Source organism: Mucilaginibacter robiniae (genome assembly GCF_012849215.1).
In the GTDB taxonomy this organism is placed as follows: domain Bacteria; phylum Bacteroidota; class Bacteroidia; order Sphingobacteriales; family Sphingobacteriaceae; genus Mucilaginibacter; species Mucilaginibacter robiniae.
Window position 1 is genome coordinate 2994938 of sequence record NZ_CP051682.1, and the last position, 22640, is coordinate 3017577.

General features: G+C 43.2%; 16 protein-coding genes. 6 read left to right on the forward strand and 10 right to left on the reverse strand.

All coding sequences use genetic code 11. The features are described from left to right. Positions 1–48 precede the first annotated feature (48 nt). From HH214_RS13310 to HH214_RS13335, 6 genes are read right to left on the reverse strand one after another with little or no spacing between them, the layout of a single operon-like run. Positions 49–1299, reverse strand: coding sequence for a sulfate adenylyltransferase subunit 1 (locus HH214_RS13310; RefSeq protein ID WP_169608377.1), 1251 nt, complete (start codon positions 1297–1299; stop codon positions 49–51). A 1-nt stretch (position 1300) separates the two neighbouring features. Beyond that, the gene (cysD, locus tag HH214_RS13315) at positions 1301–2203 is read right to left on the reverse strand and encodes a sulfate adenylyltransferase subunit CysD (protein ID WP_211166227.1); all 903 of its coding nucleotides are present in this window, start codon (positions 2201–2203) and stop codon (positions 1301–1303) included. Further along, the gene (locus HH214_RS13320) at positions 2200–2925 is read right to left on the reverse strand and encodes a phosphoadenylyl-sulfate reductase (RefSeq protein ID WP_169608379.1); all 726 of its coding nucleotides are present in this window, start codon (positions 2923–2925) and stop codon (positions 2200–2202) included. The genes cysD and HH214_RS13320 overlap by 4 nt, the downstream gene beginning before the upstream one ends. A gap of 2 nt (positions 2926–2927) precedes the next feature. Continuing rightward, entirely contained in the window at positions 2928–4436 is a 1509-nt protein-coding gene (locus tag HH214_RS13325) for a TSUP family transporter (protein WP_169608381.1), read from the reverse strand. Beyond that, positions 4417–5199, reverse strand: coding sequence for a uroporphyrinogen-III C-methyltransferase (gene cobA, locus HH214_RS13330; RefSeq protein WP_169608383.1), 783 nt, complete (start codon positions 5197–5199; stop codon positions 4417–4419). Before cobA ends, HH214_RS13325 begins: the two co-directional genes overlap by 20 nt. Further along, a complete protein-coding gene (locus tag HH214_RS13335) occupies positions 5174–7285 on the reverse strand; it encodes a HEPN domain-containing protein (RefSeq protein WP_169608385.1) in 2112 nt (703 codons plus the stop codon). Before HH214_RS13335 ends, cobA begins: the two co-directional genes overlap by 26 nt. 319 nt (positions 7286–7604) lie before the next feature. On the opposite strand from HH214_RS13335, the gene HH214_RS13340 reads away from it, so the two are divergent. The 5 genes from HH214_RS13340 to HH214_RS13360 all read left to right on the forward strand — a co-directional run bounded on the left by HH214_RS13340 (position 7605) and on the right by HH214_RS13360 (position 15116). Further along, positions 7605–8501, forward strand: coding sequence for a cyanophycinase (locus tag HH214_RS13340; RefSeq protein ID WP_169608387.1), 897 nt, complete (start codon positions 7605–7607; stop codon positions 8499–8501). Positions 8502–8535: 34 nt separating this feature from the next. Next, positions 8536–9744 carry a threonine synthase gene (locus HH214_RS13345; RefSeq protein WP_169608389.1) on the forward strand — a complete coding sequence of 403 codons (1209 nt, stop codon included), beginning with the start codon at positions 8536–8538 and terminating at the stop codon, positions 9742–9744. Positions 9745–10521: 777 nt separating this feature from the next. After that, on the forward strand, positions 10522–12027 hold the full coding sequence (locus tag HH214_RS13350; protein ID WP_169608391.1) for a xylulokinase: 1506 nt from the start codon (positions 10522–10524) through the stop codon (positions 12025–12027). A 33-nt stretch (positions 12028–12060) separates the two neighbouring features. Next, positions 12061–13392 carry a xylose isomerase gene (gene xylA, locus HH214_RS13355; RefSeq protein WP_169608393.1) on the forward strand — a complete coding sequence of 444 codons (1332 nt, stop codon included), beginning with the start codon at positions 12061–12063 and terminating at the stop codon, positions 13390–13392. A gap of 50 nt (positions 13393–13442) precedes the next feature. Continuing rightward, positions 13443–15116 carry a sodium:solute symporter family transporter gene (locus HH214_RS13360; protein ID WP_169608395.1) on the forward strand — a complete coding sequence of 558 codons (1674 nt, stop codon included), beginning with the start codon at positions 13443–13445 and terminating at the stop codon, positions 15114–15116. 172 nt (positions 15117–15288) lie between these two features. Here the strand turns inward: HH214_RS13360 and HH214_RS13365 are convergent, their stop codons facing one another. The 3 genes from HH214_RS13365 to HH214_RS13375 form a co-directional block, all read right to left on the reverse strand. After that, positions 15289–16437, reverse strand: a complete 1149-nt coding sequence (locus HH214_RS13365; RefSeq protein ID WP_169608397.1) for an MFS transporter — start codon at positions 16435–16437, stop codon at positions 15289–15291. A 64-nt stretch (positions 16438–16501) separates the two neighbouring features. Continuing rightward, positions 16502–18667 (reverse strand): alpha-glucuronidase family glycosyl hydrolase, encoded by a 2166-nt coding sequence (locus HH214_RS13370; RefSeq protein ID WP_169608399.1) that lies wholly within the window; start codon positions 18665–18667, stop codon positions 16502–16504. A gap of 24 nt (positions 18668–18691) precedes the next feature. Continuing rightward, positions 18692–19723, reverse strand: coding sequence for a LacI family DNA-binding transcriptional regulator (locus HH214_RS13375; protein ID WP_169608401.1), 1032 nt, complete (start codon positions 19721–19723; stop codon positions 18692–18694). Between the two features lie 598 nt (positions 19724–20321). Here HH214_RS13375 and uxuA point away from each other — a divergent pair. Further along, positions 20322–21518 carry a mannonate dehydratase gene (gene uxuA / locus HH214_RS13380; protein WP_169608403.1) on the forward strand — a complete coding sequence of 399 codons (1197 nt, stop codon included), beginning with the start codon at positions 20322–20324 and terminating at the stop codon, positions 21516–21518. 78 nt (positions 21519–21596) lie between these two features. On the opposite strand, the gene HH214_RS13385 is transcribed toward uxuA, so the two are convergent. Continuing rightward, a complete protein-coding gene (locus HH214_RS13385; protein WP_169608405.1) occupies positions 21597–22616 on the reverse strand; it encodes an asparaginase in 1020 nt (339 codons plus the stop codon). Positions 22617–22640 lie beyond the last annotated feature (24 nt).

The window sequence follows — 22640 nt, forward strand, 5'->3', positions numbered from 1 at the left end:
AGCAGTACGGCTTTTTAATTACAGCGGAGTAACGTTTAATATTATTTGTTACTCCACATTGGCTCTGAACATTAAAGCACCAACAGTTACATTGGTGCGACTGTCAATCAGGATAGCGCCACCATTTGTTTTATTGTCTTGATAGGTATCAAAGGCAAGTGGTTCGGCTGTTTTAATTATGATGCGGCCGATGTCGTTCAATTTAAAATCTTCATCATATACTTTTTCAAGTGTATTAATATTAACTTTATAAAGCACTTCTTGTATGCGGCAGCGAGTTAACTTACTGTTATGCTGAATAAAATAGGTGTGCGAGGTATCCAGTGCGCGGGTATCCATCCAGCATAAATCTGTTTCGATTAATCTTGATAACTCTGGCTGGGTAGTGCTGTTCACTAGCGTGTCGCCACGGCTGATATCAATGTGGTCTTTCAAATGCACAATCACCGACATGCCAGCGGTTGCCTCTTCAAAATCCTGATCTAATAATTCAATTTTTGTAATGGTAGAATGAAAGCCCGATGGTAAAACTGTAATAGAATCATTCACTTTGAATGAGCCGCTGATAACCCGACCGGCATAGCCGCGATAATCATGCAATTCGTCGGTTTGCGGACGTACTACCCATTGTACCGGCAAACGGGCGTGTGCCACGCTTTTATCAATGGTTATTTCTACTGTTTCCAGATAATCCAACAAGCATTTCCCGGTGTGCCAAGGCATGTTTGCTGAAGTGTTAACAATGTTATCACCTTTTAAGGCACTTACCGGAATATAGGTAATGTTTTGCAGGTTCACCTTAGTGGCCAGTTGCTGGTAATGGCTAACAATTTGGTTAAAAGCAGTTTCATCATAACCTACCATATCCATTTTGTTCACGCATACCACCACTTGCGTAATACCCAATAAAGATACCAAAAACGAATGCCGGATGGTTTGCTCAATAACACCCTTACGAGCATCAATCATGATAATGGCCAAATGGGCATTGGAGGCGCCGGTAACCATATTGCGGGTGTACTGAATATGACCGGGAGCATCGGCTATAATAAACTTTCGTTTATCGGTTTGGAAGTATTTATAAGCTACATCAATGGTAATACCCTGTTCGCGCTCAGCCTTCAGGCCATCCGTTAAAATAGCGAGGTCAATAGTACCATCATCATTTTTGCGGTTTGAACGATGTAAGGCTTCCAATTGGTCAGCCAGAATAACACCGCTATCATACAGCAAACGGCCAATCAGGGTGCTTTTGCCATCATCAACACTACCGGCAGTAATAAATTTAAGTATATCCATATTAAAAGTAACCTCCTTTCTTGCGGTCTTCCATAGCGGCTTCCGATACCTTGTCGTCCATACGGGCACCACGTTCACTTATTCTTGAAGCGCTGATCTCATCAATAATATCGTCAATCAAAAAAGCTTCTGATTCTACAGCAGCTGTACAGGTCATGTCGCCTACAGTACGGAAGCGTACGGTTTTATTTTGAACAACGTCTTGTTCATCCATATTCAGAAACTCGGCAGCCGCCATGAGTTGTCCGTTGCGGGTAATACAATCGCGCTGATGTGCAAAGTAAATGCTGGGCAGGGCAATGTTTTCACGACGGATGTAGTTCCAAACATCCAGCTCGGTCCAGTTACTGATCGGGAATATGCGTACATTTTCACCTTTGTGAATTTTGCCGTTGTAAATATTCCATAACTCCGGGCGTTGACGTTTAGGATCCCATTGGCCAAACTCATCACGTACCGAAAATATGCGTTCCTTGGCGCGGGCCTTTTCCTCATCACGGCGGGCACCGCCTATGCAGGCATCAAATTCGTAATGGGCTATGGTATCCAGCAAAGTAACCGTTTGTAGTGCATTGCGGCTGGCATTTTTGCCTTTCTGTTCTACCGCTTTGCCTTCGTTAATCGAATTCTGTACGTAACCTACAATCAGCTTTTCACCCAAGCGGGCTATCATTTCATCGCGGTACTGTATGGTTTCCGGAAAGTTATGTCCGGTATCAATATGTACCAACGGAAAGGGAAACCTACCAGGGCGGAATGCCTTTTCTGCCAGCCTTACCAGTGTTATCGAATCTTTACCGCCCGAAAATAGCAGGGCTGGGCGCTCAAATTGCCCGGCTACCTCTCGTAAAATATAGATGGCTTCGGCTTCCAGCTCATCTAAATAGTCCAGTTGTTTACTCATTTTTCAGTGATAATTTCCTTAACTGAATGCAAGCCGCATTCTTTTTTTGACTGATCTTCCCACCACCAGCGGCCGGCTCTGAAATCTTCGCCGGGTTGTACTGCCCGCGTACAGGGGGCACAACCAATGCTTGGAAAGCCTCTGTCATGTAGTGTATTGTAAGGAATGTTATTAGTTTTGATGTAGTTTTTTACCTCGTCCAATGTCCAGTGGTATATGGGGTGATACTTAATTAGGCGGTTGCCTTCGTCCCATTCCACATTATCCATAAACTGCCGGTTGGCTGATTGTTCGGCCCGAATGCCGGTAATCCAGCACTGGTTGCTAGCTAAGGCTCGTTGCAGTGGCTCTATTTTACGGATGCCGCAACATTCTTTTCGGTTATCTACCGATTCATAAAAGCTATTAGGGCCTTTAGCATTTACCATTTGCTCTAAAGCTGCATGATTGGGGTAATAGGCATAAATAGGCTGACCATACATTTCTATGGTGCGGTTCCAGACATAGTAGGTTTCAGGGAACAAACGGCCGGTTTCTAAAGTAAATACTTTAATTGGCAGATGGTTGCTGAAAATTAGGTGGGTAATAACCTGATCTTCCCAACCAAAACTGGTTGAGAATACAATCTGGTTCGGAAACGTCTCTGCCAGCCAGGCTAAGGCACTACCCGGAGCCCGGCCAGTAGTATGTTGTTTTATATCTTCAATTAACTTAGAATTCATGCTTATAAAAATTTAGCAGCAAAGGCGTAAATACTTTTCAAACTCACCAGTATTACAATAACAGCTACCGAAACCATAATAACCTTGGTAGAGATTTTATTGGATATACGTGCGGCAATGGGCGATGCCAGCGCACTACCTAAAACCAAGCCAGCTACGGCATACCAATGGGCACCATTCAGCATGGTAATAAAAGTTAGCGAACCCATTAAGGCAATAAAAAAGCGTGATAACTTAACCGTGCCTAAGGAGAACCTCGGACTACGCCCCCCAGCAATAAGTGTTGATAAAACAATAGAGCCCCAGCCACCACCGCCAACGGCATCAATAAAACCGCCGCCTAAACCCAACAGCGATATGCGCTTAACTTTATCGGCCGATTTGATACGCTTGGGTTTAAAAGCTTTTGAGAAAATAACAAGGCCCAGTATTAAGGTATAAACAGATACTACAGGCTTTGTGTATTGACTATAATGTTCTAGTGAGGATAGCAGGTAAGCCCCGGCTACCGAACCTATTATGCCAGGAATCAGGAGCATTTTAAATAATTTCCAGTTCACGTTGCCCATGCGGTAGTGCATCCAGCCGGCTATGCCGTTGCTCATGATTTCCGATAGGTGCACGCCCATGCTGGCCGATGCTGGCGGTATACCCATAGATAAGGAAAATGTAGTAGAAGTAACGCCGTACGACATACCGATAGCCCCATCAATCAGCGCAAATACAAAGCCTGCACCTAAAAAGTAATAAAACGCCGGGTTTATATGTTGTACATAAATTTTAAACCCAGGTTGGTTAAACCACAAAGTGGTAAGGCTTAAACCCAATGCGAGTACAGTAGTAATCCAGATCAACCATTTGAGGTGGTGCTTTTGAGCAGGCTTTTGCTCAACCAACATGGCTGTAGCCTCATTAAGTGCTTTTACTTTATCAGCGAAATTACCTTTTAATTGCAGGCGCAAGGCATTCATCTGCTGCAAAGTGGTGTCCAAATCATCGGGCAACGCTTCGCTTAATACCTGTTTAAGCCGTTTGGCTATAGTAGGTGATTTACCGTTGGTAGAAATGGCAATTTTTAAATCGCCTTTTTTTATGATGGAGCCTAAATAGAAATCGCACAGATCAGGTTTGTCTGCTACGTTGATCAACAATTTACGCTGATGGGCGGCCCTGCGTATATGCGCATTCAATTCATTGTCGCCTGTTGCGGCCACTACTAAATCAGCTTCATTCAAATCATCGGCTTCAAAGGTTTTCTGCCTGATGCTGATTTGCGGATAAGAAGCAACTAATTGTTGTACTTCAGATAAAACGCGTTCGGCTATGATAGTAACACGGGTTTGCGGACTGTTATGCAAAAGTGCAGTCAGTTTTTCCAACCCAATGTTACCCGCACCAATCAATACCACATGCAACTCATTCAGTTTCAGAAAAACCGGAAAGAGTTGATTGTCGCCTTGTATAGGTGCAGGCTTAGCCGTTGCTGCGTTATTACCTGGTTGTATAATCATGCAATTCGTGAATGGTTCGAAATTGAGGATGTAGCGATACTACCTGACCAAATACCAGGATGGCAGGGGCTTTAATATGGTGCTCGAAGGCTAAATCAACCAAAGTATCAACCGTACCAATTACCACCTTTTCATCAGGCATCGAGCCATTTTGAATAATAGCGGCGGGTAAATGGTGTTTGCCTTCGGCTTTGAAAAGAGCCGTAATTTCAGCTAATTTGTGTAAACCCATCAGTACCACAATAGTAGCATTGCTGCGTACGGCTTGGTATAAATCTGCCGAGAGTTGACCACTGGCTGTAGTACCGGTTACTACCCAGAAACTTTCGCTCAGGCCTCGATGCGTAACGGGTATTTGTTGCAGACCTGGCACCGAGATAGAGCTGGATATACCTGGAATAACAGTAGCCGGAATGTGATGTGCTGCTGCAAACTCCAGTTCTTCATAACCCCGGCCAAACACAAAGGGATCGCCGCCTTTCAGGCGAACTACGTGACCGTAGTTTAAGGCATAGTCCACCATAAGCTGATTAATAGCTTCTTGCTTTTGCGAGTGTTCGCCCGAGCGTTTACCTACATAAACTTTAATAGCTTGTTCGGGTGCAAATGCTAGCAGTTCCTCGCTCACTAAGGCATCGTATAATACTACATCGGCAGCTTGCAAAGCTTTAAGCCCTTTTAAAGTAATCAGTTCCGCATCGCCGGGACCGGCACCTACTAAGGTAATGCGGGGTTGCTTATAAGTTGGATGGGATGATGTCATTTTTAAATTCCTCACGTTTAGCTTTCATTTCTATTAAAAAACCTTCAGCATCCTGCATATAAGCCGTAGCAAAAGCTTCTGATGGTTCATTTTGGTTCAGGCGGGTTACCCAGTTGTTAAAAGTATCAGGCAGGTGCACCAGACCGGTAGCTATGAAATGCGTATCAAACTCTTTCATGATACCAATCTGCGTACTGCTGTTCACGTTCTTATCCAACAGTAAAGCTTTAGCCGCACTGATGAAGGTATTGTAGCTATGATAAATGGCATCTGCCCAGCGGCTTTGCTGGTAAGCTTCTTTAGCCCAGCCTATTTTTTCGTCGGCTTCGTATAATAAGGTGGCTACTAGGTCAATCATTACCCCGGCGCATTCCCCTACACCAATGGCTGTAGCAAAGGTTTCTTCATGGCCCCAGTCTACAAACTCTTCCTCGGTCAGGTTAGTCAGGTCAGCCAATGGTTTCAGTAACTGGTAAAAATAGTCTTTGCCTTTAGCATCATAATAGGCGTGGAAGTTACCGTACTGCTCGGCTTGCGGGCGATAGTCATCCAGCACATAGCGTAAGGCATGAGTAGCACGTTTAGCTGGTACCTTAATAACTTTATCAGCAGCGCGGCCAACGCCATTGCCTACGGTGCCACCACCTAGTAAAACTTGTACCGATGGTAAAACGCGTGTGCCCGCTTTTAATGAGCTACCATGAAATCCGATATGAGCCAGCCCATGTTGCCCACAAGAATTCATGCAACCGCTTATTTTTATTTTAATATCCTGATTGTAAATCAAGTCTTCGTATTCATCGTAAATTACTTCTTCCAGCACGCGCGATAGGGTCATGCTGTTAGAAATGCCCAAGTTGCAGGTATCAGTACCTGGGCAGGTGGTTACGTCGGCTACACTGTCAAAGCCAGGTGCCGCTAAGCTTACTGTTGCCAAAGCATTAAACAAAGCAGGTAAAGCTTCTTTGCTTACGTATTTCAGTAGTAAGCCTTGGTTCTGGGTAACCCGTATTTCATCGGCCACTAAATTTTGTATGCCGGCTATGAGTTGTCGTACTTCGGGAGTATGGATATCACCTACCGGAACTTTTACCCATACGCCATAAAAGCCAGGTTGCTTTTGTTCAAACACGTTGGTAGCCAACCATTGCTCATACTGCCGCTGATTGCTAACTGTTACTTCCGGGTAAGCTTGAGTTTGCGGCAGGGCAGGAGCAGGTACGGTATCGCGGTTGATTTTAAATGATTGTACCTTGTTGGCTGTCTTTTCACCTTCGGCCAATCGCAGTAATTCATCCAACCCCATTTTTTGTACCAAAAACTTCATGCGGGCCTTACTGCGGTTACTGCGTTCACCATAACGGTCAAATACCCGGATAATGGATTCGATAAAAGGTATCAGTTCATCTTCAGGCAAAAATTCATGTACCGGATGGGCTAAGGCTGGCTGTGCACCCAAGCCACCGCCCAACATTACTTTAAAGCCGCGCTCATCACCATTTTGCAGTTTGGGGATGAAACCTAAATCATGAATGTAGCTGAAAGCAGTATCAGCATCGCTGGATGAAAAAGTTATTTTAAACTTCCGGCCCATTTCTTGGCAAATAGGGTTTCGCAGCAAATATTCAAATACGGCCTGTGCATAAGGCGATACATCAAAAGGCTCTTGTGGGTCAATACCAGCTGATGGTGACGTGGTTACATTACGTACCGTATTGCCGCAGGCTTCACGTAGCGTAATATCATCCTGCTCCAGCTTAGCCCATAGTTCTGGGGTGCGATCCAGGCTCACGTAATGGATCTGGATGTCCTGACGGGTGGTTAAATGCAGGTTGCCGCTGCCGTACTCATCGGCAATGTCGGCAATGCGCAGTACTTGTTTAAAAGTTACTTTACCAAACGGTAGTTTAATGCGCACCATTTGTACACCCGGCTGCCGCTGGCCATATATCCCGCGGGCTAAACGCAGACTTCTGAATTTTTCTTCATGTATTGTACCTTCACGAAAAGCCCTGATTCTTTTCTCCAGATCAACAATATCCTTCTCTACTACCGGGTTTTCCAGTTCCGTTCTGAAACTATGCATGTTTAATTTATTATTTGCCAAATAAAAAAGCCTCTGTAGCTATAAGTGCTGCAGAGGCTTCCAAAATATCTTTAAAATTACCCTTTACAGCCGAATAGCAGCGAACATACCGCAACAGATTGTAGCAGCATAACAATTTTCAGCCATAAACAGGGTTTTCATAAAGTCAAATATAGGTACACTTAATTTAAAGTTTGTGCCTTTTTGAATAAAATCTTGTGTTTGTATTGTAACAATTATCTTTCAAAAAGCTAATCCACGTCAGAAGCCAATATATTTAAGGTATCTGCATCATGTACTAAAACAGCAGACCTGTAATATGATTATAGCTTTACTTTTCAACAAAAAGAGAGTTACACTACTTTTTAGCAGTTTATTTATACTGTCTTTTTTTAGTGTTCGGGCACAATCCGGCACGGCAAACACTGTAGGACCTGAAAAAGGTGCGCTGGTTATTGTAGGCGGCGGTAATGTAGGGGCTGATATCTGGGCCAGGTTTATCCAACTGGCTGGTGGTACTAAAGCGCGCATTATTTATGTACCCACAGCGCAGGAAGATTCAATGTTGAAAAGCGACCGTGAAATTAGAAGCTTAAAGCAGGCTGGTGCGCAGGAAGTTGTTGTACTGCATACCCGCGACCCGAAGGTAGCCAATACTGAAGCTTTTGTAGCCCCGATTAAAACAGCTACAGGTGTCTGGTTTGAAGGTGGCCGTCAATGGCGATTGGCCGATTCCTACTTAAATACCCGTACACAGCAGGAGTTTAATGCTTTGCTGAACCGAGGTGGCGTAATTGGTGGTACATCGGCCGGGGCCAGCATACAAGGTTCGTTTTTGTTCAGGGGAGATACTAAAGGGAACAATATTATTGTGGGCGATCATGTGCAAGGCTTAGGTTTTATGCACAACACGGCTATTGATCAGCATATTTTGAAACGAAACCGCCAGTTTGATATGGCTGAGTTTATTAAAACTCACCCCGATTTGTTGGGGATTGGCATTGACGAGAGTACAGGCATCGTAGTACAAGGCAATCGGCTGGAAGTAATCGGCATCTCGTATGTTTGCATCAACGATTACAATATTATTAGTGGTAAGGAGAAGAACCCTTATGCTAATGGACCATTCTTTTTTTTACAAAAAGGACAGGTTTTAGATTTGCAAACACGCCGCATAAAGCGTGATATTGCACGCGCTAATAATACAGGCAATTAAATGCCCGTTTTTGTGATACCAAATACAAAAACTTATGCTTGAAAAAGATACTGATACGATAGACGTACAGCAGCCAACCGGCTCCTTGTTTACCCACCTGCAATGCCCTGAATGTGGCGCAACGTATGATACCTCAAGTTTACACAATACTTGCACCAATGAAGATAAATCAACCCTGTTTGCACAGTATGATTTGAGTGGTGGTTTAACCAAAGATATTTTGAAAGGCCGGCCAGCCAACATGTGGCGCTATAAAGAGTTTTTACCGGTTATGGATGCGGCAAACATGATAACCATGGGCGAAGGCTTTTCACCCATGCTGCCCCTACAAAACTTACAGCAGGTAGCTGGAGATAACGAAGTATTCATTAAAAATGAAGCTAATAACCCAACGGGCTCTTTCAAGGCTCGCGGTATTAGTATGGCTGTATCCAGGGCGAAAGAGTTGGGTGTAAAAGCTATTGTTATCCCTACCGCCGGTAATGCAGGTGGAGCGCTATCGGCCTATGCAGCGCGGGCTGGTGTAAAGGCTATTGTTTATATGCCTAAGTTAACACCAGATTTATTTAAAAACGAATGCCGCCTGTATGGTGCCGAACTGCACGAAATAGATGGCAGCATTGCTGATTGTGGTCGTATATCAACTGAGCAGGCGCAGGTAGAAGGTTGGTTTCAAATTGCTACCCTACGTGAACCATACCGCGTAGAAGGCAAAAAAACCATGGGCTACGAAATAGCCGAGCAGCTGAATTGGGAATTGCCTGACGTGGTAATGTACCCAACCGGAGGCGGTACCGGCCTAATTGGTATTTGGAAAGCCTTTGATGAACTGGAAGCCTTGGGCTGGATTGGCAGTAAGCGTCCGCGTATGGTAGCCGTGCAATCTGAAAGCTGCAACGGCTTGGTAAAAGCTATTCAAGGCAATCAAACTACCGCTGAGTTTACTGATGGCGGTTTTACTATTGCCAATGGCTTGCGGGTACCTAAATCTTACGGAGATAAAATTATATTACAGATACTACGTAAAAGCAACGGTACGGCTGTTAGTGTACCTGATGCGTTGATGAACGAGGGTGTGCTGGAAATTGCTCGTCATGAAGGTTTATTAATAGCGCCCGAGGGGGGAGCTTTGTGGCAGGCCTTCAAACAACTGAAAGCTTTGGGTTGGGTCAAGCCACAGGAAAAGGTAGTAATGCTGAATACCGGTAGCGGTTATAAGTACATGGAGAATATTACATTTTAAGCTTTTATTGAGCTTAGAATATTTTAATGTAAGGGGATTGCTAATGAAAAAGCAGTCCTCTTAATGTTTATTGATTGAACGGCATTGGAACGGCCAAAAGGTTGTGATGACGTTAGTGCTTTATGAGAGTTGGTCTGCTCATGGCCGCAGGGGCCTAGTTACTTTTGTCTTAGTCACAAAAGTAACCCAAAAGACAAGGCAGAAAAAAGCTTCTACGCTCATGCCCCGCTCTGGTCCGCTTTTCTGCCAGCCCTACGCCCGTTTTGATTGATTCATTACTTTAACTGAACGCATGACGTTTTTGTAATTGACAGAACTGCGTTTATGCCTATGCAAAGATTGCTTCGTACCTCGCAATGACGCTTTGTTGGGCCACTCACTTTGAACTATATAACCACAAATACCCTTTCTTCTGCGGAATCAGGAATGTTGCGGATAGCATCGGGTAGCCCAAGCACTATCTTACAAAGCAATATAATGTAGCCCAAGTTTTCTCTTTAGTATCTTTCTTTTTTGTATAAAAAAGAAAGTACATCCGCTAACGTAAATAACTTACTTTACTTATCCTCACGAAGAACTAGTTAAAGCTCACCTTTATAAAATTTCAATCAATACAGCCATTTTTACTCATTAAAAATAGATAGTGTTTTTTTTACACTAACTATTGGTTGGTGATTATTTCCGATTATCTTTGACAATCGATTGCATAAGCTAAAATAACCATTAACTTTGGTGCTTTAACCAATTGGTAAACTAACCAACACATATATAAAACACATGTTATTACTTGGTATTGATATCGGAACATCATCGGTTAAAGTATCGGTGGTGGATGCCGAATCGCAAAAAGCATTGGCTTCAGCACAGTATCCTGATACGGAATCGCCTATTATTTCCTTGCAATTGGGATGGGCTGAGCAATCGCCGGATATGTGGTGGGATCAAACCCAGCAAGCGTTGCAGCTTTGTCATAATTCAGGCGCTTATAATCCGCAAGATATTGCCGCTATTGGTATTGCTTACCAAATGCACGGCCTGGTACTGGTGGATAAAAACCAAGAAGTGTTGCGCAATAGCATTATTTGGTGTGATAGCCGGGCTGTAGAGTATGGTGATCGTGCATTTGCAGCTATTGGTGAAGAAAGAAGCTTATCGCATCTGCTGAACTCTCCTGGCAACTTTACCGCCGCTAAGCTGGCTTGGGTAAAAGAGAATGAACCAAAAGTATATGCACAGATTGACAAGATTATGCTCCCTGGCGATTTTATTGGTATGAAGCTTACCGGTGAAGTAACTACTTCCGTTTCGGCCTTGTCAGAAGGGATTTTCTTTGATTTTAAAGGAAATGGCTTATCTGAAGATGTAATGAACTTCTTTGGCTTTAGCGAAGAACTAATTCCGACTATCAATCCAGTGTTTTCAGCACATGGTACTTTATTACCTACTGTTGCCGAAAAGTTAAAGCTGAAAGCGGGTATCCCGGTAGCCTATAAAGCCGGCGACCAACCCAATAATGCCTTATCGTTAAACGTTCTGAATCCTGGTGAAGTAGCCGCTACTGCCGGAACATCGGGCGTGATTTACGGCGTGAGCGATCAGCTGGCTTATGATCCGCAATCGCGTGTGAACACCTTCGCGCACGTAAACTATACAGACGAGCAAAAGCGTTTGGGCATTTTGCTATGCATCAATGGTACCGGCAGCTTAAACCGCTGGACTAAGAGTTTATTTGGCACCAACATCAGCTATGCACAAATGAATGAGCAGGCCAAGCAGGTACCTGCCGGTAGCAACGGTTTGCATGTATTGCCTTTTGGCAACGGTGCCGAACGTATGTTGTGCAACAAACTGATAGGTGTACATTTTCATCATATTGATTTGAACATGCATACCCAATCGCACATTTTCCGTGCGGTGCAAGAGGGTATTGCTTGTGCATTCCGTTACGGTCTGGATATTATGCGCAGTAACGGCATGAACCCGACGGTAATACGTGCCGGTAAAGCCAACCTGTTTTTAAGCGACCTGTTTGCTGAAACTTTTGTAAACGTAATTGGCGTGCCGGTTGAGTTGTACAAAAATTATGGCAGTGTAGGTGCCGCTTTAGGTGCGGGCATTGGTGCTGGTATCTTCAGTTCGCCTGCTGAGGCGTTTAGAGGAATGGAAAAGGTTCAGGTAATAGAACCTGCTCAAACTGATTTTGAAAGTGTTTATCAGGAATGGAAAGTGCTGTTGGATAAACAACTGATTGCCGAACAACAAATTGAAGAAGCAACTAACTAATTTATTTATAAAAGCAATTAAATAATAATTTATATGGCAAGTATTTTAACAGGAGACAAAGAGTATTTTAAAGGCGTTGGCCAGATAAAATACGAAGGACCGGAAAGCGATAACCCATTAGCTTACCGCTGGTATGATGAAAACAGAGTGGTAGCGGGTAAAACGCTGAAAGAGCACCTGAAATTTGCAACTGCCTACTGGCACTCTTTTGTAGGTAGCGGTGCCGATCCGTTTGGCGGCCAGACGCACGTTTTTCCTTGGGATGAAAAATCAGATGTAATTGAGCGTGCCAAAGATAAAATGGATGCTGCATTTGAGTTTTTTACCAAAATAGGTTTCCCTTACTACTGTTTTCATGATGTTGACGTAGTTGACTATGGTAATGACATCAACGAAAACGACCGCCGTTTACAGGCTTTAGTGGAGTATGCTAAAGAAAAACAAGCTGCCAGCGGCATCAAATTGCTGTGGGGTACGGCTAATCTGTTTTCGCACAAACGTTACATGAACGGTGCTTCAACCAACCCTGATTTTCATGTGTTGGCTCATGGTGCTGCACAAGTGAAATCAGCATTGGATGCTACTATTGCTTTAGGTGGCGAAAACTATGTATTCTGGGGGGGGCGTGAAGGTTACATGAGCCTGTTGAATACCGATATGCATCGTGAAATTGAGCATTTTGCTAAATTTTTACATGCGGCTAAAGATTATGCACGCAAACAAGGCTTTAAAGGTAACTTCTTTATTGAGCCTAAACCATGCGAGCCCACCAAGCACCAGTATGATTATGATGCAGCTACTGTATTAGGTTTCTTGCAGAAATATGATTTGATGAACGATTTTAAACTAAACCTGGAAGTAAACCATGCTACCTTAGCTGGTCATACTTTCCAACATGAAATGCAGGTAGCTGCTGATAACGGTTTGTTAGGTTCACTGGATGCTAACCGTGGTGATGCGCAAAACGGCTGGGATACCGACCAGTTCCCGAACGATATTAATGAAGTTACGGAGTACATGTTGGTACTGTTACAATCTGGCGGCTTACAAGGTGGTGGTGTTAACTTTGATGCTAAAATCCGTCGTAACTCAACCGATCCGGCTGATTTGTTCTATGCTCACATTGGTGGTGCCGACGTATTTGCCCGTGCTTTGATTATTGCGGATAACATTCTGCAGAAATCAGATTACAAAAAAATCCGTGCAGAGCGTTATGCATCATACGATAGCGGTAAAGGCAAAGAGTTTGAAGAAGGCAAATTAACTTTAGAAGACTTGCGTGCTTACGCCATTGAAGCTGGCGAACCAGCAGTGATTAGCGGCAAGCAGGAATATCTGGAAAATTTGGTAAACCGCTATATTTAATCTATACTTGTTACCAGTATAAACCAAAAAACTCCTAAGTATAGATTACAATGAGACAACTAACCGCAGGTGACTATACCGTATTTGTCATCTACTTTATTATTGTGGCTGCGTATGGCCTATGGGTGTACCGGCGTAAAAGAAACGCCGATGCGACCTCTAAAGATTACTTTTTAGCTGAAGGATCACTCACTTGGTGGGCCATTGGAGCTTCCTTAATTGCTTCTAACATTTCGGCCGAGCAGTTTGTGGCTATGGCGGGTAATGGTTTCACCATGGGTCTGGCTATCTCAGCATATGAGTGGATGGCGGCCCTGACGCTGGTTATTGTGGCTACATTTTTTATTCCGGTTTACCTTAAGAATAAAATTTTCACCATGCCCCAGTTTCTCAGTCAGCGGTACAATGATACGGTAGCGATGATTATGGCCGTATTCTGGTTGTTGTTGTATATCATTGTTAACTTAACCTCTATTCTATACTTAGGCGCTATTGCGGTGAATGGTATATCGGGTATCAACTTCAACGTGTGCTTGATTGCTTTGGCCGGCTTTGCGGTAATTATCACGCTGGGTGGTATGAAGGTGATTGGCTTTACCGACGTGATACAGGTATTCTTCCTGATTCTGGGCGGTTTGGTCACTACCTATATTGCCGTAGGTCAGGTAGCTCAACATTATGGCACTACCGGTTTTGGTAATGGTTTATCACTGATGTACCATCAGTTTAATGATCACTTCCACATGATTATCAAGAAGGATAATCCCAACTTTATTGATTTGCCGGGCTTAACAGTATTGCTGGGTGGTTTGTGGATTGTGAACCTGAACTACTGGGGCTGTAACCAATACATTACCCAACGGGCTTTGGGTGCTAACCTGAAAACAGCTCGTGGTGGTTTGTTATTTGCTGCTTTTTTGAAGCTGATGATGCCGCTGATTGTAGTGTTGCCTGGTATTGCCGCTTTCGTGTTGTACAAGCAAAGCGTATTTGGCGGCGACGAGATGAAGAGCTTAACTGATAATCATGATAAAGCTTATCCGGTATTGTTAAACTTGTTGCCTGCTGGCTTCAAAGGTTTATCTTTTGCGGCATTAACAGCAGCTGTGGTAGCTTCGTTAGCAGGTAAGGCCAATAGTATTGCCACCATCTTTACACTGGATATTTACAAAAAGAAAATCAACCCAAGTGCACCAGATTATAAGCTGGTGAACGTAGGTAAGATTTCCGTTATTGTAGCCATGATTTTAGGGGTAATTATATCTCCTTTCCTGGGCATCGATAAAAAAGGTGGTTTTACCTTTATTCAGGAGTATACCGGCTTTGTATCACCAGGTATCTTTGCCATGTTCATCTTGGGCTTCTTCTGGAAAAAAGCATCATCTAATGCAGCCTTGTTTGCCACTATTGGCGGTTTTATCCTATCAGTAATATTCAAGTTCATGCCTAAGTTTATGGATTTGTCTTTCCTGTATCCAGTTGGTTTTGCGGTGAAAAGCAAAGACAGTGGCTTGTGGGAAATACCGTTCCTAGATCGTATGGGCTTTGTGTTCATCCTGTGTATTGTTGGTATGATTATCATTAGTTTGGCTGATGCGGCAAAGGGTAAAGAAACCAATGGTTTGGATGTAGATACTAACATGTTTAAAACCTCAAATTCATTTGCGGTAGGTTCATTAATTGTGTGTGGTATCCTGGTAGCTTTATATACCCTATTCTGGTAATAAAAATTTAGTATAGCTTATTCATATTCAAGGCGGCAGATATTAAATCTGGCCGCCTTTTTTGTTGTTTGTGCTGTTTAAAAGCGTGTTAATGTTAATAACGTTAGCCGCAGTTATTGGTAACGTACGTTTTTTTTAAGCTTAAACTTCATGGAACCATTAAACTCAAGAATTATGATTCTTCAATTTTATCTACCATCCACACCATCAATAAGCCTAACAAAGCGATAATCCCGAACGACCAGCGGAAGCCGACCTGTTGTGCGGCATGGCCTACAAAGGGAGGTACAATCAAAAAGCCGAAGTACCCAATGGTAGATATAGAGGCAATAGCAGTACCACTGTTCAACGTAGCCGATTTGCCAGCAATACTAAATACTAATGGTACCACGCACGATACCCCCAAGCCCACCAGCATAAAGCCAAGGGTAGCAGTTAATGGATAGGGCAGGAGCACAGCTACCATTAGCCCACCGAAGATGAACCAGCCACTATAGTTAAGTAGATTTTTAATGCCGATTTTGTGTACTACTTTATCGCCAGCAAAGCGTCCGGTAGTCATGGCGATCATGTAGGCTACAAAGGCGGCGGTGGAAACAGCTTTGGTAGCATGGATAGCGTTCTTAAAATAAATGGTACTCCAATCATACATCACGTTTTCACAAGCCATGCTGGCAAAGCAGATAATGGCAAACTTTAGCATGGGTTTATCAGGTAAAGTAAGCAGTGGCTTGCGTTGGGTAGGTATCGGTTTTTGATACAGGGTTGAAGGATAAAAGTACAACGATAACAGAATAAGCAACACGCCAGCTATGGGTAAATGGTAAGCCGGTGCAATACTGGCGCTTACCATAATATAGCCAACACCCGCTCCTGCAAACCCTGCCAAGCTCCAGATACCGTGAAAGGTAGTGATGATGGATTTGTTATATAGTGATTGAACACCTACCGATTGTGCATTTACAGATAAATTCAGCAGGTTGCGTGCTGAGCCAAAGCAAAACAGGATAAATACCAGCTGCCATACTTGTGTGGTAAAGCCCAGCAAACCCAGCATTACATTAAAAAATAAGGCACCAAAAAGTAGAATGCTTTTACTGGTATATTGGCTCAGTAAACGGCCTGTGACAGGTAAAGTTATCATGAGGCCTATGGGTAAGGCAAATAGCACGTTACCTAATTGTGCCTCGTTTAAGTGCAACTGTTGTTGCAACGTAAGTATTCGAGATGCCCATGAGGCATAGCCAAAGCCTGAAATGAAAAAGAAAACGGCACAGCCAATTCTTAACTCTCGTAATGATTTATTCTTAACCTCTGTCATGGAATGGCAAAAGTAAGATAATGCCTGTAGGTTACTTTCAGGATTTGTTTAGAACAGACTCATTTTATTGCACACCTCTGGTACCTGGGATAAAATAGAATTTCTGATTTTCATAGTAAGCCAAATCATGATCCGGCTTTTCGTACCCGGCAGGGATAGGCATTTTCGAAAAATGTTGAAAATACAACACGCAGCTATTGCGCCACCACTCGGCTTCCTGTTCTTGTATGGCTAATAAATCTTTTACTTCCGCAAAACGTTCATTATCAATTTTGCCTTGCATCAAACTCCAGGTCTTCTGCATGTTTCTGACTGAATCAACACCGCTGTAATAACGATGTACCATTTCCTGCCACAAGTTGCGACCTGAAGGCATGGCATAGTTCCAGCTTACGTGATGGAACCACAGCAGAAATTTTTCAGGCGTAGTTTGTACATTTTCCAGTTGGTTGCGTACTTCTGGAAAGTATTGTGCTACGGCGTTACTTCCTCTGGAACTACGCTCAAAACCTACACCTGCCGAATCAGCTTTGTGGTAATAAACCGCTGTCCAGTCGGGCCTACCGGCTTGAGCAACCCACGGGCCGGGTCCATAATGCGCATCGCGTCCCATAATGTGATGTAACCCGAGCGGCGTCATGTAATTAACAGTAATCTCGCGCGAATCCATCATCATTTGTTTGACCGGGTTCACAAAGGCAGCATCGTTGGTAAAAGTCATACGTAGCCAATCGTCAGCAATAGTATTGGGGCTTTGTTCCGGGTTCCAGGCCAATCTACCAAAGGCATACCAGTTGGCCTGTGCAAACGGATGCCCGCACCAGTTCACATCCGAGCCAATGTTAGCCACGCCAGCCATTCCGGTAAGCGGTTGATGGTCTAACTGCCCATCAATCACCTTAGCTACAGTAGAGCCTTTCCCATGCGCATAAGTATCAGACGCTAGCGTCTCTTTAAATAGTTGACCCAAATAAACCAGGTGAGTAGAGAAGCCCAGGTACTCCTGCGTAATCTGGAACTCCATCATCACTGGCGTTTTAGGCATCGCCCCAAACAATGGATGGAAAGGTTCGCGTGGTTGAAAATCAATAGCACCATTCTTTACTTGCACAATCACGTTACTGTGAAATTGCCCATCTAATGGTTTAAACTCGTTGTAAGCTTGTTTGGCACGATCGTCGGGTACTTTATCATCATATACAAAAGCACGCCACATCACAATGCCGCCATGAGGTTTTAAGGCATCGGCCAGCATGTTGGCACCTTCGGCGTGGTTGCGGCCGTAAGTTTGCGGCCCTGGCTGACCTTCAGAGTTGGCTTTCACCAGAAAGCCACCAAAATCAGGAATATAGCGGTAAATTTCATCGGCTTTATCTTTCCACCATTTTTGTACGCCGGCATCCAGCGGATCGGCCGTTTTCAAGCCACCAATTTCAACCGGTGCGCTAAAGCGGATAGACAAGAACAGTTTAATACCATACGGCCGGAAAGCTTTAGCTAATGCTGCAGCTTTGGTAATATAATCAGTAGTGAGTGATAATGCATTAGCATTTACATTGTTTACTACCGTGGCGTTGATACCAATAGAGGCATTCGCGCGAGCATAATCAATATAACGCCGGTCAATGTAACCCGGCAGTTTATGCCATTTCCATAAAGATGAACCGGCATAGCCGCGCTCAACTGTACGGTCCAGATTATCCCAGTGATTCAGGATACGACATTGGATTTTAGGCTGATCAATTAGGGCTAAATGATTCAGACTGCTATGGGTTTGTAAAAGCTTTAAAAAGTTGAATACGCCATATAAAACACCTACATCGGTATTTGCGCCTATAGTTATAGTGACCTTGCCATTTTGCTGCGTATTCTTAATGAAGTAGCCTTCCCGCCTGATAGTATTAAGTTCTTGACGGTGCTGCGCTATGAGTGTTGATGTTTGTGGAGTGCCTATCACCAATGTACCATTAGCCGTAACTGTATTGGCCTCGGCTGGCTGCAAACTAAGCATCTGCCCTAATGCGTTTTGTAGTTCTGTTTTGGCAACCTTAAGTGTAGGCGAACCAGCCGGAAATATCAGCTGTTTTACCGATTGCCGGTAGTTATTGTACAACGCGGGTTCAGTAACGCGTTCATACCTGAGCCATAAGCGATAATTATCTTCGGCCCAGGCATGCAGGGTACTGAACAGCAGCAAAACCGCCGCAATAAAACAGATACTTTTTCTCATAATTAAGGCAGATAATAGCGGGCATCATTTTTTTCTTAAAGACGACTCCCGGATAATAAGATCCGATTTCAGGATCAATTTATTGTCGGTCACCGTATCGGTTACATTGTTCAGCCTGTCCACTAAAATTTGTGCAGCTACTTCGCCCATCTCGTAGCCTTTATAATTCACAGTGGTTAAGTTTGGCTCAACTATGCTGGCTTCCCTGTCATTATTGAAACCGGCAACGGCTATATCTTCAGGTATGTTGATACCGTGTTTTTTTAACTCCAACAGGCAGCCTACTGCACATGCATCATTAATAGCAAAAACAGCATCAGGCCGTTCAGGCATGTTAAGTATTTGATGTGCGGCCTTCTCACCATCTTGCATGCCTAAATGCGTATAAATAATCAGGCTTTCATCAAAAGGAATGTTGTTATCCAGTAAAGCTTGTTTGTAACCATTAAAACGATCGAGGGCTACAGCACTTAGCCGGTAAGCCGTAACATGAACAATTCGTTTACAGCCCTGCTCAATCAGGTGCTGTGTAACATCATAAGCTGCTTTCACATTATCAATAGCCACACCTGGGCATTGCTCATGCGGAAAGGTACGGTCGAAATAAACCAGCGGAATGCCGCGTTTAACAAAGCTTTCGAAGTGTTCGGCATTTTCGGTATCATAAGCTAACGATACCAGCAAGCCATCAACCCGGTTGTTGTACATGGCTTGAGCAATGTTAACTTCTTTATCAATATTATCTAATGATTGACTGATAATCAAGTTGTAATTGGCTTTGCTCAGCACGCTATCCACGCCCGATATAATGTTCGACATGAAACTGCTGTTCAGGTTACCTACAATAATGCCGATAATATTGCTGCGCTTTTTGCGCAGGTTACTAGCCAAATGATTAGAACGATAGCCCATCTGATCGGCCGTTTCTACAATTCTTTGTTTGGTATTAACGTTTACCGATGGATGGTTCATCAAACCCCGGCTTACAGTAGCCGCAGATATGTTCAGCTTCCTGGCAATATCATATATCGTAATCTCTTTCTCTAAAATATTCATAGTCTGTATGCCCTCAATAATCAATGTATCAGTAAATACGAAGTAAGGTAATCAAAAGTTAGATACTCAGCTTGAGTAAATCACTAACAATACCCTGTTAAAATGTACTCAACGTTTCATAAACGTGATTTGATATATAGATTTGATGAATGGCTAATATATTAAAATAATGTAATCGATTGTGCTTGTGAGTATATACCTTCAGTCGTACATCATAAGAATTATACCTAAAAAGTTATGCAACAATAGGCTATGATAATAACTATAACCATAAAGTTAGTTGCCAATGAGCTATTTAGGCACTCAACAATTAAGTTAATTTTTGTTATATGAATGTTGACCTATTTTATCAAATACTATTCATTTATTGATAAAACTATTATAACCTAGACGATTAGCACATTAAGTTTGCTTAAAAAACATTTTTGATGCGTCAAAATGATGTTTACCTTGTAACGGTAAATTTGATGCATCATAAATGAGGGTTGATTTGTAACGGAAGTTAACAGCAGCTAATTTTTAGTTCAGCAAAACAACAAACAGTAAAGTCATTATAACCAATAACCAATAACCAATAACAACTAATATAACGCTAAGTATGATTGCTAATTTAGAACAGACCTTCCGTTGGTTCGGTCCTTCTGATCCGGTTACGTTAAGTGCTATTACGCAAACCGGTGCTACCGGCATTGTAAATGCTCTACACCATATTCCGGCAGGCGAGGAGTGGAGCCTGGAAGAAATACAAAAACGCAAAGCCATGATTGAGGCTGCCGGTCTGCGTTGGTCGGTAGTGGAGAGTGTGAACATTCACGAAAGTATCCGGATAGCCAGTCCTGAACGTGATGCATATATTGAGAAATACATTAAAACACTTAAAAATCTTTCGGAAGCTGGCCTGAGTGTAGTTTGCTACAACTTTATGCCGGTATTAGATTGGACCCGTACCAATCTGGATTACCGTTTGGCTAATGATGCTTCGGCACTACGCTATGATGCACCGGCGCTGGCTGCCTTTGACTTGTACATACTGCAACGTCCCGGAGCTTACAACGAGTTTACACCCGAGCAGCAGCAAAAAGCCAAAGCTTACTTTGATAGCTTAAGCGACGAGGAGAAGCAAAAGCTGACCAATATTATTATGGCTGGTTTGCCAGGTACAGATGATGTTTACACCATTGAGGAGTTTAAGACGCATTTGAAAAAATACGAGCATATTAACGCTACTACATTGAAAGCTAATATGGCGTACTTTTTACAGGCTATTATACCCGATGCTGAAAAGTTGGGTATAAAGATGTGCGTACACCCCGACGATCCACCGTTTTCTATCTTGGGCTTGCCTCGTATTGTTTCAACCGAGCAGGATTTAAATGATGTGGTGAATGCCTGTCCATCGTCAAGCAATGGCTTAACTTTCTGTACAGGTTCATTAGGTGCTAACCCGGCTAATGATTTACCTGGTATTGTAAGCCGATTAGGGCAGCATTTTCACTTTTTACACTTGCGTAATGTAAAGCGCGAACCTGATGGCAGCTTCTACGAGGCCGATCACCTAGCCGGCAGTTCGGATATGTTTGCTATCATGAAGAACCTTATTTTAGAGCAAAAAAAGCGGGTTGATGGTGGACGTGCTGATGTTGCTATTCCGATGCGCCCCGATCATGGCCATAAATTGCTGGATGATTTTAATTATAAAACTTATCCGGGCTATTCTATAATCGGTCGTTTAAAAGGCTTAGCCGAACTACGTGGTTTGGAAATGGGCATTAAACGTACCTTGTTTGAAGAATAACCTATAAACATAAAATACAGCAGGTGTTTATTATTGATAATAAACACCTGCTGTATTTTTACAAACTTACTTAAGAGGTTACGATACGGTTAACTCACCGCGTATATCGGTCTCTATCCATTGTTTCACCCCTTTTGCATCATCAAACTGGCTTAATAGGTACATGGTTTTGGTAATGGCAGCCTCAAAGGTCATGTCGTAACCATTAGCTACCCCAATATCTTTTAACTGCTTGCTGGTTTCGTAACGGCCCAGCTCAACGGTACCTACCTTACACTGCGAAATGTTAACAATTACCTTATTGTTGTCAATAGCAGTTTTTAGTAAATCTACAAACCAAGGGTCGGTAGTGGTATTGCCGGCACCATAAGTTTCCATCACAATGCCGCGCACATCCGAGTTAACGATTGTTTCAATTACTTTCGGGCTAATGCCAGGGTAAAGCTTCAGTACAGCTACATCACTTACTAAATTTTGGTGTACAATAAGCTCTTCTTGTGCAGCCGGACGTATGTCATTAATGCTAAAACGCAAATGCACGCCAGACTCGGCCAGTACCGGATAATTAGGCGACCGGAATGCTTCAAACTTAGAAGAATTGTATTTAAAGGCCCGGTTACCTCTGAATAGTTTATAGTCAAAGTAAATACAAACTTCAGGTACCCGTACGCGGTCGTTCTTTTTGGCTTTAGCAATTTCGATGGCCGTCATCAAGTTTTCTTTAGCATCGGTACGTATAGCACTAATGGGTAGCTGCGAGCCTGTAAAGATAACTGGTTTAGAAAGGTTCTCTAACATGAAGCTTAAGGCTGAGGCTGAATAAGCCATCGTATCTGAGCCGTGCAAAATTACAAAGCCATCCACATCGTCATAGTTGCTCTGTATGAGTGCAGCCAAGCGGCTCCATATAGCCGGGTTCATGTTTGAGGAATCAATTACCTCATCAAAAGAGTGTACCTTGATGCGACAATTCAAACGCTCCAATTCGGGAACGTTTTCCATTATCTGCTCAAAATTAATAGGTACGAGCGTTTTCGTCCGCGGATCGCTCATCATACCGATTGTCCCGCCGGTATAGATGATTAGTATCTGGCACATGGTAATTGGTTGTATGCTAAAAAT